This is a genomic window from uncultured Prevotella sp. (assembly GCF_946407605.1).
GTDB lineage: Bacteria > Bacteroidota > Bacteroidia > Bacteroidales > Bacteroidaceae > Prevotella.
On sequence record NZ_CAMJOS010000022.1, the window covers coordinates 49,273 to 64,524 of the forward strand.

Genomic DNA, 15,252 nt, shown 5'->3' on the forward strand with positions numbered 1-15,252 from the left:
GCTTCCTCCCTTATAGAGTTTGTACAATTTATATTGCTATGAGTCTCGATTATTTGAAGATGAGTTGTGCAAACTGGTAGAGGCTGCGACGCCATGTGTGCCACTCGTGGGCAGTGCCAGGAGACTCGTAACCTACGGCATTCATGCCGAGCTCGTCGTGAATCTTCTTAGCTGCCTCAACACAACCCATGTTCTCCTTGCCGCCACCGCTCATGAAGAGCAGCTTTACGTTCTTTGCGAAACCTTCTGAACCCTTCACCTGATCAACGCTCCAAGAGCCGCTGCTGAAAGAACCAACATAGGCGAACTTGTCGGGGTTAGCCAGGGTGATCTCACGAGCCTGCATACCACCCATTGACAGACCAGCATAAGCACGGTGCTGAGGATCGGCAATGACGCGATAGTTCTTCTCGACCATAGGGATGATATCGTTGAAGAGCACATTCTTGAAGCCCTCAGAGAAACCTCCGAAACCACCACGACGCTGACCACCCTGACCAGGTGCTGCACCCTGAGGACGCTGGCCGCCCTGACCAAAACCTCCCTGAGGACGCTGGCCCTGAGGACGCTGACCGCCGAAGCCTCCGAAACCACCCTGCTCACCAGGACGGCTGGTGTTCAGGCCATTGTCCATCACGATGATGCAAGGAACAGCCTTACCCTCGGCAATCAGGTTGTCGAGAATCTGAGCGGTGTGACCCTGCTCGGCCCATCCGTACTCGTTCTCACCCATGCCGTGCTGCAGATACAGAACGGGGAATTTCTTGGTGGGGTTGGTGAAATATTCAGCGGGCAGATATACATGGCAGCGACGCATCTTCTCGGTGTAGGTTGACCAATAGAACACCTCGCCCATAGAACCCTGTGGCACGTTCTTCACCTGCCAGAAGTCCTGGTCGGCAGAAGGTATCTCGATACCGCTACCCCAACGGCTGGCACCATAGTAGTAAAGGCTGCCTGGATCGGGCACTGAGGCGCCGTCGATGTTGAGCTGATAGTAGTGGAAACCTTCGTCCTGAGGCTCAGAAGTGCCAGTCCACACACCGTTCTCGTCCTTGGTCATCTGATAGATCTTACCAGCGATGTCGAGACCAACCTCCTTGGCGTTAGGAGCTGAGATCTGAGCGCGTACCATGCGCTGTGAGTTGACCATAGGATACTGCTTGTTGTCCTGATTAGAAGTGGCGGGCTTGAAGTCCTCAACCACATTTTCTGTTACAGAAGGAACAACGGGGTTTTGTCTGGGCGCACCAAACTGTGCTGACGCTGTCAAAGCAGAGAGCGCCAACAATGAAAGAAATAACTTTTTCATAAGTAATAATACATTATATTGGTAAAACGTTTGCTTTTGTCTTTTGACGCGGGTTGGGCGGAAAAGTAAAACAGGTTAAGGAATATTAACAAAAAAGAGGCGGAGCATTGCTGCTTCGCCTCAATTAATTATGTTAGTGGAATTATTTTCCATCGTAAGCCCAGCGGAGATAGTTGGCTCCATGAACGAAGCCGGCTCCGAAGGCTGTCATAATAATGTTGTCGCCTTTCTTCAGGCGAGGCTCATACTCCCAAAGAGCCAGAGGGATGGTAGCTGCTGAAGTGTTGCCAAAGTGCTCAATGTTGACCATCACCTGTTCCATTGGCAGTTCCAGGCGTTTGGCCACAGCCTCGATGATGCGCATGTTGGCCTGATGAGGTACCACCCAGTTGATGTTGTCCTTTGTCAAACCATTGCGCTCGGCAATGAGTGCACAGTCATCGCTCATGTTTGTTACTGCATAGCGGAACACCGTGCGACCCTCCTGATAGCAGAAGTGCATGCGGTGATCAACTGTGAAGTGACTGGGAGGGCTGACAGAGCCACCTGCCTTCATGTGGAGGAAGGGCAGGCCCATGCCGTCGGTACGCAGGTAAGAGTCAATCAGTCCGATGTTCTCTTCCTCGGTACCCTCAAGCATCACGGCTGCTGCGCCGTCGCCAAAGAGGGGACAGGTGTTACGGTCCTTATAGTCGGTGGCCGATGACATCTTGTCGGCGCCAATGAGGATAATCCTCTTATAGCGACCGCTCTGAATCATCGACGATGCTACATCGAGTGAATAAAGGAAACCACAGCAGGCAGCCCAGAAGTCGAAGGCCATCGCATTCTTCAGGCCCAGCTTACCAATAACGATGCTGGCCGTAGAAGGAAAGTGATAGTCAGCCGTCGATGTTGCCACAATAACGGCATCGATAGAGTCGGGGTCGGCCCCCGTCTTCTTCATCAGCTGCTTGGCGGCCTTACGCGCCATATAGGAGGTGCCGAGACCCTCTTCGGTGAGGATGCGGCGCTCCTTAATGCCGACACGCGTCATTATCCACTCATCGTTGGTGTCGACCATGCGCGACAGTTCCTCATTGGTGAGGACATAGTCGGGCACGTAGCCTCCGACGCCGGTGATGATCGCGTTAATCTTTCCCATTATTCAGCAACCTCTTCGTCCATCTTGATAGCAACCTTGCCACGATAGTAACCACAGGTGGGGCATACGGTGTGATATACATAGTAAGCGCCACAGTTGGGGCATACTGCCAGTGTGGGAGCTACGGCCTTATCGTGGGTACGACGCTTGGCTGTACGAGTGTTTGATTGTCTTCTTTTAGGATGTGCCATAATTCTTTACTATTTAATAATTCTACATTTTACAATTATCAGAGCGGAGCAAAATTTTTCACTCTTCACTCTTCACTTTTAACTTTTTTAGTGCATCCCATCGGGGATCAGTCTCCTGTGCGTCCGCATCGCTGCTTCGGGCAGCCGAATGCTCACTGAGCACTCGCATCATAGCATCGTTACAATCGCCAGGTTGATGAACGTGCTGGATGGGTACCGCCAGTATGATAGACTCGTAGATGAACCATGCCGTATGGAGAATACCTTCATCCTCAGCTACGGTGATCAGGTCATCGTCCTCTTGGTATTCGCTCCCCAGTTTCACCACCAGACGAAGGTCGGCCTCTAAGGGCTGGTCCATCAAGTCCAAGCAGCGGTCGCAGGGAATGCGAACTGTGCCGACAGTATGCAGTTGGAGCTCAAAAAAGCCGACGGTCTTGCGTATAGACCCCGACACATGCAGCGAGCCTTCCTGCACCTGTGCATCCTCGAGCGATTGAAAAAATTGATTGTCCAACTCCCACGACAGAGGTGTTGTCTCGTCCGTAAGTGCCTTTAAATCAATGTCAAACTGCTCTAAGTAACACATATACACTTTTTTAGCGGGTGCAAAGTTACTCATTTTTTTTCAATTATATCCCGAAACTCTGTTTTTTTTTCTAAAAACGACCAACTTTTCTCTACTTTATTAGTTTTTTTCAGTTATTTTTAGTATTTTTGCCGAGGAAAAAGCAAACAATTGGCATTTGACCCCCATGCAGTGGACTGACAGAATCAGACAAGTGAAGATATGGCTGGTGGTGGTAGCTATCTTGATAGCTGCTGCTGCGCTGATAGCCTCGCACTATCTGGTGCGTGACCTCCAGACAGAGGAACGCAACAAGATGGAGGTGTGGGCAAAGGCTATGGAAGCCCTGAATCAGGACGACGAGATGTCGTATCTGCTGCTTGTGGCGCAGGTGATGGAGGGAAACAATACCATTCCTGTCATCGTGCTCGACTCTAAAGATCGGGTGATGGACTATAGAAATATAGAGGACTCTACCAGCGTGGAGGACTATGCCAGGCGGATGAAACAAGCGGGCAACGTTATTCGCATAGAGCTTGGTGGCGACTTCCAGCAGGTATGTTACGACGAGTCGATCATGCTGAAGCGCCTGACCTACTACCCCTATTGGGCACTGGCCATCGTGCTGGTCTTTGCCATTGTGGCCATCTTTGCCATCCTTACTGCTAAGCGTGCCGAGCAGAACAAGGTGTGGGTGGGTCTGTCGAAGGAGACGGCCCATCAGTTGGGGACGCCTATCTCGAGTCTGATGGCATGGGTTGAAGTGCTGAAAGATTCCTATCCCGACGATACGCTGATACCTGAGATGGCGAAGGATGTGAAGCGCCTGGAGCGTATTGCCGAGCGATTCTCGAAGATAGGCTCACGTCCAGAACCTGTGGATACGACATTGAACGAGGTGCTGGACCGTGTGATAGAGTATATGGATAAGCGCACGTCGCAAAAGATCAGTATCAAAGGACATTATCCAGACCATCCTGTAACGGTAAAGATCAACGCCTCGCTGTTTGAGTGGGTCATCGAAAACCTGTGTAAGAATGCTGTTGACGCAATGGAGGATGGCACAGGCAAGATTGATCTCTGGCTGCTGGAAGAGGAAGATATCGTGGCCGTAGAGGTGGTAGATACTGGTAAGGGCATCAAGAAGAAGGACATCAGTAATGTGTTCCGTCCTGGCTTCACCACGAAGAAACGCGGCTGGGGCTTAGGTCTCTCGTTAGCCAAGCGCATAGCAGAGGAATATCACAAAGGGCGTATCTTTGTGAAAGAGTCGGAGGTGGGTCGTGGAACGACCTTTCGTGTAGAACTGAAAAAATAAACGAAAACTTATTCTTCGCCAGTAGGCCAACCGAAGCGGGACCAGTCGACGATGCGGTTCCACTCAAGCTGTGTGTAAGTGGCGTTATAACGGAAGATGCCCTGCTGATAGTAGATGTTGTTCTGGGGCACAAACATGCTCACACACACATTGAGCGACTCGTCCTGTTGGAAATAGTTGAAAGCAGTAATCTGGTCTGAATAGACGGTCATCCATCTCATCGACATGAGGTGATAGGGCACTGCCTTCTGACAGACAGTATCCCACTGGGCGAAAGCGTCAGCAGGAGCATAGGTCTTCAAGATGGCTCGCATGTCATACATGACGGGAGCGTCAGGTGTCCAATAGAACACCAGACCTGTGTTCCGTGTAAGATTCACCTCCTCAGGGTAGGTGGGCACAAATGTTGACAGGATGTCGCGGGTTTGGTAAGCCAGCTCCTGGATATATCGCGTGTCGATGACAGAGAGTGGCACGCTATAACCTTCCGGATAATCATTATAATAGGTGTCGATGACGCCTTTGTAGAGTTCTGTGCTGTCCTTATATAAATAAGGAAGAACAAGATGATAGGGTGCACCGTCGCCTGGAATCTCGGCAGGTGAACCAATCAGGTAGTCGGTAGCATGGCGCAGCTCGTAGCCCACCTCGGCACACATCATATTACAGCAGTCCGCAAAGATGAATTTCAGCTTAGGCAGCCCCTTCAGGGTGCGGGCCATCTGGGTGATGTTCATCCATTTCTTGCCTCCTAAATTGCCGTCGGTGCCATAGTCCTGACCATAGGCACGAGCGGTATCGGCTATCGTGTCGGACTCTACTGCCCAGCCGCTGGCGTGGCCCCAGAGCACCAAGCCGTATTCGTCGGCCTGGCCATAGTCCATCATCGTTGTAAGCACCTCGCGGAAATGGGTTGGGTCGCAGGAATAGAACTCTTTATCGTACTCTTTTACGATAATCTCTTTTCCTCCGCGCAACTCAACAATACGGGGCGTTCCCATGGCTGGTTTCGCGTTCAGACTGTCGACAAATACCAACAGGCGCTGGTCGTCGGCCAGCTCGCACGAGCCTTCGAGCAACTCGTAATAATCATTGTCCAGATATCGGTAGCCGCCGTATTGCGTCAGGTTGTTCTCAGCAGCCATGTACACCATTACCGTGCGCTTTGTCTTGACTTCTATGGGGGGAGTTTCCGGATCTGACTCGTCGTCATCCTTACTGCATGACGACAATCCCGCCATCACTACCATCACCAGTAGTAGGGCCTTGGCCGAGGAACGCTTGAAGCCGTCGACCTTCATCAGCAGGATGCCGGCAAAAATCCAAAGGATTTCCCTGACACGACAGATGATACTGACAAAGATGCCCAGGGCTGCAGAGTCGACATTGCTGCCCAGTTTGGTGGACATGCCGATAAGGGCAATAGACACCATGAAACCACCCTCCTGCACACCCAGCTGCATGGGCAGGAAACCAATGAGGTTGGCCAGTAGGGTAGTGAACGACAGTATTAAGATAGAATAAAGGAACGTGAGGAACAGTCCGTCGAAGCCGCCGCCACAGTCGATGCCGAAGAGCAACAACATGAACAGAATCTCCAGGCTCTGCACGATGCGTGAAGCATATTCCAGCAGCAGACTGGCATAGAAGGCACGTTTGTCCTGCTTGTGCAGCGCGGCAATCTGTGCGTCAATGTTATGCAGGGCTTCTGCGTGCTTGTCGAGGAAACGGGCGCTCCATCCTTTTAGGCCAGGAATCTTACCAATCCATCGGATGAGTTTCACCACCAGTCCGTGTTTATAGCCTCGTGAGAAGATATAGAATGCCAGCAGGCAGAAAGCGATGGCAGCAGCCATTGCCGTTCCGATGGCGGGCGTCATCGGAACATAGTAGATGGCAGCCAGTGCCAGATAAAGGAAGATAGAGGTGAACCACAGCCAGAAATGGGCGAAGAAATGCATCATGGCATAGAGAATCACCGATGAGGTGGCCTTCTGGTTGCCGATGTTCTTCGACAGTTCCATGATGCGATAGGGCTCACCACCCAGTCCGCCAACGGGTGTGGCGTAGTTCAGGGCATAGCCCGTGATGGTCAGTCGGTAGATGCGCCAGAAGCTGACTTTTGTATCGTCGTTCTCAGTATTGCTGCGTATGATACTCTGCCAAGCCAGCGCGTTCAGTCCATAGACCACAAACCAGATGCCTAAGATGGGAATAAGCCAGTAGCCAGCCTTACACAGGTGCAGCCACAGCTCTGAAAAACTCACGTCGAACGTTAGTATCATCACCACAACGGCTACGACACCAATGACGAAAAAGAGGTTGTTCAGTCCCTGCTTGGTCATCCTAATTTCTCTCTAATCTTTTTGCAGAACGTCTCGTGACGATGGTTCACATACCAGTAGATGAGTCCCATGCCGATAATCTCCCACAGGAAATTGCCTACGGGGATGTCAATCAGACAGAACAGGAAGAGCCAGAACTCACGGAAGTTAAAGGTCAGCAGACCGTTCCACTTCATCAGGGGCAGCGATTGGCTGCGCACCTCGTCGCGAATCTCTTGGGGGATGTTGTCCGAACTGCCGTATTTCTCGTGAAGCTTCGCCATCAGTTTCTGGAACTCAGGAGTCACATTCTCCTGCTTCTTCGTATATTCAATATACGACTTCTGGAACCAACGCTCATAAAAGGGTGTATCCTTAGGCAGCTGCTCGTAGATCTCCTTCTGACGTGTCGAGTTGTCCAGCTCGCTGCCCTTCTCGCCTTTCTGGAAGAACAGGTGCACCTGGATGTAATAGTCGGCCAGACGCTGCTGACCCTGCAGGCCCCAGAGACCTGAGATGAGTGCCAACACAAATACCACACCAGTGGCGATAAGTGTGTTCTGCTCAGTATTCTCTATGCCCAGCCACTGGAACTCCAGGTCGTGGTGCATATAGAAGCGAATCACCAATGCCACGTAGATGGGGAAGAACCAGGTAAAGCCTGCCAGTCCGTCGAGGATTCGTCCCAGACGACTCTTCTTGCCTGTCATGCGGGCCAGCTGACCGTCGGTACAGTCGAAGATGTCGCCCCACATCAGCAGGAAGATGCCAATGATATTATAAATCAAGCCCTGCCATATACTGCCGGTTTCTTGAAGGCTGTAATACCAACTACCCTGCGCAAAGAACCATGCGCTGGCGGCACCGATAATCATCGACCAAATGGTGATGGTGTTGGGATGCACATCGAATTTGGCGAAGAACACCGCACAATAGTAGCAAAAGGGACGGATGACATGCAAGTCCAGCCAGTCTTCCGTCTCCGACGATTTCAGCGTCGCCTTGAATTTCTCGTTCATATCTTACTTGTTGTTGAAGACGCGTACAATGGTGTCGCAAACAGCCTGCGTCTGCTCCTTGCGACCCAGTGTGATGCGCAGGCATGACTCCAGACCCTTGTCGCCCATGAACTTAATCTTATAGTCCTGAACCTTCAGGGCCTCCATTAGGGCCTCCTTGATTTCCAACGGGTACTTGATGAGGATGAAGTTAGCCACACTCTTATACACCTTGAAGCCAGGCAGGTTGCCCAGTTCCTTCTTGTACAGCTGACGGCCCCATTCCATATCGTCGGCTACGTGACGGTAGTGCTCGTCGCTCTCCAATGCAGCCAGTGCCACAGCCTCTGAGAAGCGGTTGTAGCCCAGATACTTGTTCACATAGCTCAGGAACTGGTCGTGACCCTTGCCAATGAAGCCGAAGCCACAACGCAGGCCGGGCAGTCCGTAGAACTTTGACAGGGTGCGTGAGATGATGAGGTTGCTGTATTTGTTTACCAGCGGAGCGATATAAGCGGTGTCGTTGCTGATGAAGCTGGCATAGGCCTCGTCGATGAGCACCATCGTGTCGCTGGGGATATTCTCCATGATACGTCCAGTCTCCTCAGGTGTCAGACCGTTACCTGTGGGGTTGTTGGGCGATGCCAGCAGCAGCATGCGGGGATGCACGCGGTTGGTATATTCAATCACCTCGTCCACATCGTAGGCGAAGGTGTCTTCCTTCTCGTGCAGGGGGTACATCTCGAAAGTACCACCACACTCTGAAGCCACGCGGTTATAATACCACCACGAGAACTCTGGAATCAGAATCTTCGTGTTGGGCGTGCCGTTGACATCCTGACTGTTGATTGACAGGAAGTAATGGATGGCATTCTTCAGCATGTCCTCACCACCGTAGGTCAGCAGCACCTGCTCTTCGGGTACGTTGTAAATCTCGCTTAAGCGAACACTAATGACACTCTTCTTGCCCTCATCGTAGATGCGGGTATAGAAGCACAATGTCTTGGGGTCAAAACTCTTAATAGCCTCTACCACTTTTTGGCTGGGCTCAAAATTAAATTCGTTTCTATCAAGAAAGTTCATAATATTCTGTTTTATCTTATAATTCTTAACTCTTAATTCTTAACTCAATACAGTTCCTTCGGAACCAGTTTCTTGGCATTCTCGAAGTCCTCTACCGTATCCAGCTCGATAGAGAAGAAACGGGTGGTGTCAACCACAGTGAATGTATGTCCCTGAGGAATCAGTCGCTCGAAGGCCCGCTCGTAGAAGATGTCGATGAGACCTTCGCCCTCAATCATCTGCTCCAATTCCTTAAACAAAGCCGAGCTGTATTCTGCTGTCATCTTCTCGAAGCCTACGCTCTCGCCGATGGCCTGCTCTACGGCACAAACCTTACTGATCTCGACGATGTTGTTGTACTCGTCAACTACAACCTTCATCTCTTCCTCACCCAACTCGTGACGGTTCACAGCCAGTGCGCTGCCTTCGGTATTCAGTACGGCGGGGATAATCTGCGGATCGAACAGGATGTCGCTGTCCGACAGCAGGAAATCGCGTCCTTCAGTAAAGGGACGAGTCAGCCACAACGAGAAGATATTATTGTTGTGAGCGTAGTCGGGATTGTCGATGAAATGGATGTTCAGGGTGGGGTAGTGTGTTGTCAGGAAATCGCGTATCATCTCAGCACGATAGCCCGTTACCACCACCAGTTCACAAATGCCGGCAGCCACCATCGCATCGACGGTGCGCTGCAGCAGGGTGCGCTGGCCTACGGTGAGCAGACACTTAGGCCGCTCGTCAGTCAGCGGACGCAGACGCTTGGCCATTCCTGCGGCTAAAATTACACCCAGTTGGACCTTCTGTTGCCCTGCGTCTTTTGTATTTTGTGTTTCTACATTGTCCATACCTTATTAAATATAGGGTCTTAAATCAAGCTGCAAAGGTACGCATTAATTTTGAATCAGCCAAAATAATTTTAAATTTTTGTCAAAACGCTTGGCGATACAATTATTTTTTGTACCTTTGCAGACGTAACTGTCTAAACAAATACGTAACAAACCAATTAAAATGAAAAACGTACCAGTAATTAAGATCGGTATCGTGGCTGTTAGCCGCGACTGTTTCCCCGAGTCATTGGCCGTTAACCGCCGTAAGGCCGTTATCGCCGAGTATGAAAAGAAGTTTGGCAAGGAAGGCATCTACGAGTGTCCTATCTGCATCGTTGAGAGTGAGATTCACGCTCAGCAGGCTCTGGCAGATGTACAGAAGGCCGGCTGTAACGCTCTCTGCGTTTACCTGGGCAACTTCGGTCCTGAGATCTCAGAGACCATGATTGCTGACTGGTTCCAGGGTCCCACCATGTTCTGCGCTGCTGCTGAGGAGACTCAGAAGGACCTGATCGATGGTCGTGGTGATGCTTACTGCGGTATGCTGAACGCCAGCCAGGCTCTGAGCCTGCGCAAGACTCGCGCTTATATCCCTGAGGAGCCCGTTGGCGACGCTGCTCAGTGCGCTGAGATGATTCATGAGTTCCTGCCCATCGCTCGTGCTATCGTTGGTCTGCAGAACCTGAAGATCATCAGCTTCGGTCCCCGTCCTAACAACTTCCTGGCTTGTAACGCTCCTATCCGTGCTCTCTATGACCTCGACGTTGAGATCGAGGAGAACTCAGAGCTCGACCTGCTCGAGGCTTTCCAGAAGCACCAGGGCGACCCACGTATCGACGCTGTAGTTAAGGATATGGCTGCAGAGCTTGGTACAGGTAACAAGATTCCTTCTGTTCTGCCTAAGCTCGCTCAGTATGAGCTGACTCTGACTGACTGGATCGAGGGTCACAAGGGTTCTCGCCAGTTCGTTGCTATGGCCAACAAGTGCTGGCCTGCATTCCAGACCATGTTCGGTTTCGTACCTTGCTACGTTAACAGCCGTCTTACAGGTCGTGGTATCCCCGTAGCTTGCGAGGTTGATATCTATGGCGCTCTGTCTGAGTATATCGGTACTTGCATCTCTCAGGATGCTGTTACCCTGCTCGACATCAACAACACCGTTCCTCAGGATATGTACGAGGAGAGCATCAAGGGCAAGAAGTTTGCTTGCGACACCTACACCGAGAAGGAAATCTTCATGGGCTTCCACTGCGGTAACACCGCTTCCAGCAAGGTCTGCAACTGCCAGATGTGCTTCCAGCGCATTATGGCCCGCGCTCTGCCTGTTGAGGTTACTAACGGTACCCTCGAGGGTGACATCCAGCCAGGTCTGGCTACAGTTTATCGTCTGCAGTCTACTGCCGACACCAAGCTCCGCGCTTACATCGCTCAGGGCGAGGTTATTCCTGTGGCTACACGCTCGTTCGGTTCTATCGGTATCTTCGGTATCAAGAACATGAGCCGCTTCTATCGTCACGTCCTCATCGAGAAGCACTACCCACACCACTGCGCCGTTATGTTCGGCCATCAGGGTAAGTATCTCTGGGAGGTTCTCAAGTACATGGGTATCCCCGTTGACGAGATCGACTACAACTTCCCGAAGGGTAACTTCTACCCAACCGAGAATCCTTTCGCATAAGGAACAATCATGATATGGTGCCTGCCTTGACCTCATGCCAAGGCAGGCTTTTTTTAAATAAGACATTATGGAACACAGCCTGAACCCGCACAGCCAGGAACTGCTGGAACAGTATCGTCAACTCCGTCCCGTCTACGAACGGCTTGAGCAGATTGCTATGGATGCCATCGAACAGGTGCTGAAAGAGCAGGGCTTTACCGTTAACTCCATCGAGCATCGTATTAAGACGGAGAAGTCGCTGGCTGGAAAACTCGAGTTAAAAGGTGGAAAATACAAGTCCATCTACGATATCACCGATATCTTCGGCGTGCGTATCATCACGTTCTACACTACCGAGGTCGACAAGGTGGCAGCCATCGCCAAACGCTTGTTTAACATAGACTGGACGGAGTCGGTCGATAAGCGTAAGTTGCACGAACTGACCAGCTTCGGCTATAACTCCCTGCATTTCATCTGCCGGCTGCCTAAGACGCTTGTCGACGATCCGGAGATGCCTGAACTCAACGAGGTAGCCTTCGAGTTGCAGATGCGCACTGCCCTGGAGCATGTGTGGTCCACCATCGAGCACGACATCGGCTATAAGGGTGCCGTGAAGATGCCGACAGAGTATCGCCGCCAGTTTAGCCGTCTCTCGGGTATGTTGGAACTGATTGACGATGAGTTCAGCCGACTGCGTACCACAATGACAGACTATCGCCGACGCATGCAGTCGCTGGTGGCCTCAGGACAACTTGACGAGGTGCTTCTCAATGCCGACACCTTCCGCAGTTATCTCAACGCTAGTCCTTTCGATAAACTGAACAAACGCATCGCAGAGTCGAACCAGGCCGAGATACTGCCTTATCCCCTTTTGTCGTTCCTGCCTGTCTTGGAGTCATTCGGCTTTGAGACACTGGGCGATGTGCATAACTTCATCCACGCCAACGAGGAGTCGGCCTATCAGCTGGCCCTCTCGCAGCTGGCCCTTACAGATATCGATATCCTTTCTGAGAGCGTCGGACTGCAGAACCTCTGCATAGTCCACACGCTGAAAGCCGGCAACGGACAGGAGGGTGTTCGTTTTATTTTCGACACGATCAATGGCAAGCAGGCAGAGAACGAAGCGATGGCCAAACTTATCTTCGAACAGGCCAGTGCACTGCCTTTTATGCAAATAAATAAGGATATATAATTGATGATTGTCAATGAAACACACAAATATGTGTTAATCTTTCGAAAACAGGCCCGTTTTTATAATTAATTTCATACTTTTGTGCCTCAAAAACAAATAAATCGTAACATTTATGGATAATTATCATTCACTTATCGGTTCCAAAATCAAGGGAATCAGAGAAGCCAAGAACCTCACCATCGAAGAAATTGCAGAGCGTAGTGGCCTGACGGTAGAACAGATTAACTCTATAGAAAACGATGTCAACCTGCCATCACTTGGTCCGCTCATTAAGATTGCCCGTGCACTGGGTGTGCGTTTGGGCACCTTTATGGACGATAACGATGACCTGGGTCCTATCGTGACCCGCGCTGCCGACCGCGAGAAGGATAGCAGCATCAGTTTCTCTAACGGTGCCACCGATGCCCGCAAGCATATGGAGTATCACCCCTTGGCTCAGCGGAAGGCTGGTCGCCACATGGAGCCGTTTGTGATTGACATCAACCCCGAGCAGTCGCCCGAGTTCCAGCTCTCTGCCCACGAAGGCGAGGAGTTTATCTACGTCATGCAGGGCGAGATTGAGATTGTCTATGGCAAGGAGACCTACACCTTGAAAGAGGGCGACAGCATCTTCTACGACTCTATCGTCAAGCACCACGTTCATGGTGCTCCAGGCAAGTCGGCTAAGATTCTCGCAGTAGTGTATATTCCGTTTTAAAACCATCGTTATTACGTGATTACGTTATAACGTCATAACGAAAAAGAAGAAAAAATGGCAAAACTAGATATGGCAGGCCGTCCGTTGCCTGATAGAACATATCCTGCGGAGACTGGCAGCGAAGGCTACCAGCTGTGGGAACGTACATTGGGAGAATGGCTGGAATATTGGGCCGAGACCACACCCGATAAGGAATATATCGTCTATTCAGACCGCGACCTGCGCTTCACTTGGAGCCAGTTCAATAAGCGTGTCGATAACCTGGCCAAGGGCTTGATCAGCATTGGCGTGAAGCGTGGCTCCAACGTGGGTATCTGGGCTACCAACGTGCCCGACTGGCTCACCTTCCTCTATGCTACGGCAAAGATTGGTGCCGTGCTGGTGACGGTGAACACCAACTACAAGCAGAATGAGCTGGAATATCTGTGCAAGGACTCCGACATGGAGGTGCTCTGCATCACCGACGGTACCTGGGACTGTAACTACGTCGACATGACCTACACCATGCTGCCCGAGTTGAAGACCTGCGAACGCGGTCACCTGAACAGCGAGCGTTTCCCCTACCTGAAGAACGTAGTATATATAGGTATGGAGAAGTATCGCGGCATGTACAATACCGCCGAGCTGCTGCTGTTAGGACAGAATATCGAGGACGATACGCTCAACCAGATGAAGAAGCAGGTGAGCTGCTACGATGTGTGCAACATGCAGTACACCTCTGGCACTACGGGCTTCCCCAAGGGCGTGATGCTGACTCACTACGGAATATCTAATGACGGATACTTTACGGGCGAGAATATGGGCTTTACACAGGACGATAAGCTGTGTGTATGCGTGCCATTGTTCCATTGCTTCGGCGTGGTGCTGGCCACGATGAACTGTCTGACCCACGGCTGTACGGAGGTGATGGTCGAGAAGTTCGACCCCCTCGTGGTGCTCGCCTCTATACATAAAGAAAGGTGTACTGCCGTCTATGGCGTACCCACGATGTTCATCGCTGAGCTCAACCACCCCATGTTCTCTATGTTCGACCTCACCTGTCTGCGCACAGGTATCATGGCGGGCTCGCTCTGTCCTATCGAGCTGATGAAACAGGTCAGCGAGAAGATGTATATGACCATCACCAGCGTTTATGGACTCACAGAGTCGTCGCCTGGTATGACGCAGACCTGCCTCAACGACACCTTCGAGCAGCGTTGCACCACCGTAGGTCGCGACTTCCCCTTCGTCGATGTCAAGGTGCTCGACCCCGAGACGGGTGAGGAATGTCCCGTTGGCGTGCAGGGCGAGATGTGCTGCAAGGGCTTCAACGTGATGAAGGGCTACTACAAGAACCCTGAGGCAACGGCTGAGGTCATCGACAAGAACGGCTATCTCCACTCTGGCGACCTGGGTGTGAAGGACGAGGAGGGCTTCTATAAGATTACGGGTCGTATCAAGGACATGATTATCCGTGGCGGTGAGAATATCTATCCGCGTGAGATTGAGGAATTCCTTTATCACATGCCTGGCATCCGCGATGTACAGGTCGCTGCCGTGCCTTCCAAGAAATATGGCGAGGCCGTAGGTGCCTTCATCATCCTCGAAGAGGGTGCAAAGATGACTGCCGAGGACGTGCAGCTGTTCTGTCGCGGCAAGATTGCCCGCTACAAGATTCCCAAGTACGTGTTCTTCATTGACCAGTTCCCCCTCACAGGTTCTGGCAAGATCCAGAAGTTCAAACTGAAGGAGATGAGTTTGAAGCTCTGCGAGGAACAAGGTATTGAGGTAATCTGAAAAAAGACCTACTCTCCTACCTAAATCTTCCGAAACGTCTTTGTATAAAGGGTAAACGAATAGGTAGGTGTTGCTCAAACACCTACCTAATACCTACCTATACACCTCAAGCAGCAACCAAGGGAACGACCTTTGTAGTTCGCTGATTTTGGTTGTCAGTTTTCTGTCTTTCGACTAGATCAAGTT

13 protein-coding genes are annotated in these 15,252 nt (G+C 51.2%); 5 read left to right on the plus strand and 8 right to left on the minus strand.

What is annotated here, in order from left to right:
* Positions 1–49 precede the first annotated feature (49 nt).
* The 4 genes from Q0R57_RS10085 to Q0R57_RS10100 form a co-directional block, all read right to left on the minus strand.
* Complete coding sequence (locus Q0R57_RS10085) at positions 50–1,312, minus strand: alpha/beta hydrolase-fold protein (RefSeq protein ID WP_294746930.1); 1,263 nt, start codon at positions 1,310–1,312, stop codon at positions 50–52.
* Positions 1,313–1,454: 142 nt separating this feature from the next.
* Positions 1,455–2,456 carry a beta-ketoacyl-ACP synthase III gene (locus tag Q0R57_RS10090; RefSeq protein ID WP_294746933.1) on the minus strand — a complete coding sequence of 334 codons (1,002 nt, stop codon included), beginning with the start codon at positions 2,454–2,456 and terminating at the stop codon, positions 1,455–1,457.
* Positions 2,456–2,647: a 50S ribosomal protein L32 gene (gene rpmF, locus Q0R57_RS10095; RefSeq protein ID WP_081778395.1), complete on the minus strand. Its 192-nt coding sequence runs from the start codon at positions 2,645–2,647 to the stop codon at positions 2,456–2,458. Before rpmF ends, Q0R57_RS10090 begins: the two co-directional genes overlap by 1 nt.
* 58 nt (positions 2,648–2,705) lie before the next feature.
* Positions 2,706–3,236 (minus strand): DUF177 domain-containing protein, encoded by a 531-nt coding sequence (locus Q0R57_RS10100; RefSeq protein WP_294746962.1) that lies wholly within the window; start codon positions 3,234–3,236, stop codon positions 2,706–2,708.
* A 166-nt stretch (positions 3,237–3,402) separates the two neighbouring features.
* Between Q0R57_RS10100 and Q0R57_RS10105 the strand changes: the two genes are divergently transcribed.
* Complete coding sequence (locus Q0R57_RS10105) at positions 3,403–4,533, plus strand: HAMP domain-containing sensor histidine kinase (protein WP_294746938.1); 1,131 nt, start codon at positions 3,403–3,405, stop codon at positions 4,531–4,533.
* Positions 4,534–4,541: 8 nt separating this feature from the next.
* Here Q0R57_RS10105 and Q0R57_RS14755 read toward each other — a convergent pair whose 3' ends face one another.
* From Q0R57_RS14755 to Q0R57_RS10130, 4 genes are read right to left on the minus strand one after another with little or no spacing between them, the layout of a single operon-like run.
* The gene (locus tag Q0R57_RS14755) at positions 4,542–6,878 is read right to left on the minus strand and encodes a clostripain-related cysteine peptidase (protein ID WP_366516848.1); all 2,337 of its coding nucleotides are present in this window, start codon (positions 6,876–6,878) and stop codon (positions 4,542–4,544) included.
* Positions 6,875–7,876 (minus strand): CDP-alcohol phosphatidyltransferase family protein, encoded by a 1,002-nt coding sequence (locus Q0R57_RS10120; RefSeq protein ID WP_294746941.1) that lies wholly within the window; start codon positions 7,874–7,876, stop codon positions 6,875–6,877. Before Q0R57_RS10120 ends, Q0R57_RS14755 begins: the two co-directional genes overlap by 4 nt.
* Positions 7,877–7,879: 3 nt before the next feature.
* Positions 7,880–8,938, minus strand: coding sequence for a histidinol-phosphate transaminase (locus Q0R57_RS10125; protein WP_294746944.1), 1,059 nt, complete (start codon positions 8,936–8,938; stop codon positions 7,880–7,882).
* 44 nt (positions 8,939–8,982) lie between these two features.
* Positions 8,983–9,762 carry a phosphocholine cytidylyltransferase family protein gene (locus tag Q0R57_RS10130; RefSeq protein ID WP_294746949.1) on the minus strand — a complete coding sequence of 260 codons (780 nt, stop codon included), beginning with the start codon at positions 9,760–9,762 and terminating at the stop codon, positions 8,983–8,985.
* Positions 9,763–9,925: 163 nt separating this feature from the next.
* Between Q0R57_RS10130 and Q0R57_RS10135 the strand changes: the two genes are divergently transcribed.
* From Q0R57_RS10135 to Q0R57_RS10150, 4 genes are all read left to right on the plus strand, one after another.
* Positions 9,926–11,422 carry a fucose isomerase gene (locus Q0R57_RS10135; RefSeq protein ID WP_294746952.1) on the plus strand — a complete coding sequence of 499 codons (1,497 nt, stop codon included), beginning with the start codon at positions 9,926–9,928 and terminating at the stop codon, positions 11,420–11,422.
* A 67-nt stretch (positions 11,423–11,489) separates the two neighbouring features.
* Positions 11,490–12,593 (plus strand): hypothetical protein, encoded by a 1,104-nt coding sequence (locus tag Q0R57_RS10140; protein WP_294746954.1) that lies wholly within the window; start codon positions 11,490–11,492, stop codon positions 12,591–12,593.
* Positions 12,594–12,705: 112 nt separating this feature from the next.
* Positions 12,706–13,290: an XRE family transcriptional regulator gene (locus Q0R57_RS10145; RefSeq protein WP_294746957.1), complete on the plus strand. Its 585-nt coding sequence runs from the start codon at positions 12,706–12,708 to the stop codon at positions 13,288–13,290.
* A 69-nt stretch (positions 13,291–13,359) separates the two neighbouring features.
* Positions 13,360–15,066, plus strand: coding sequence for an AMP-binding protein (locus tag Q0R57_RS10150; protein ID WP_294746966.1), 1,707 nt, complete (start codon positions 13,360–13,362; stop codon positions 15,064–15,066).
* The last annotated feature ends 186 nt before the right edge of the window (positions 15,067–15,252 follow it).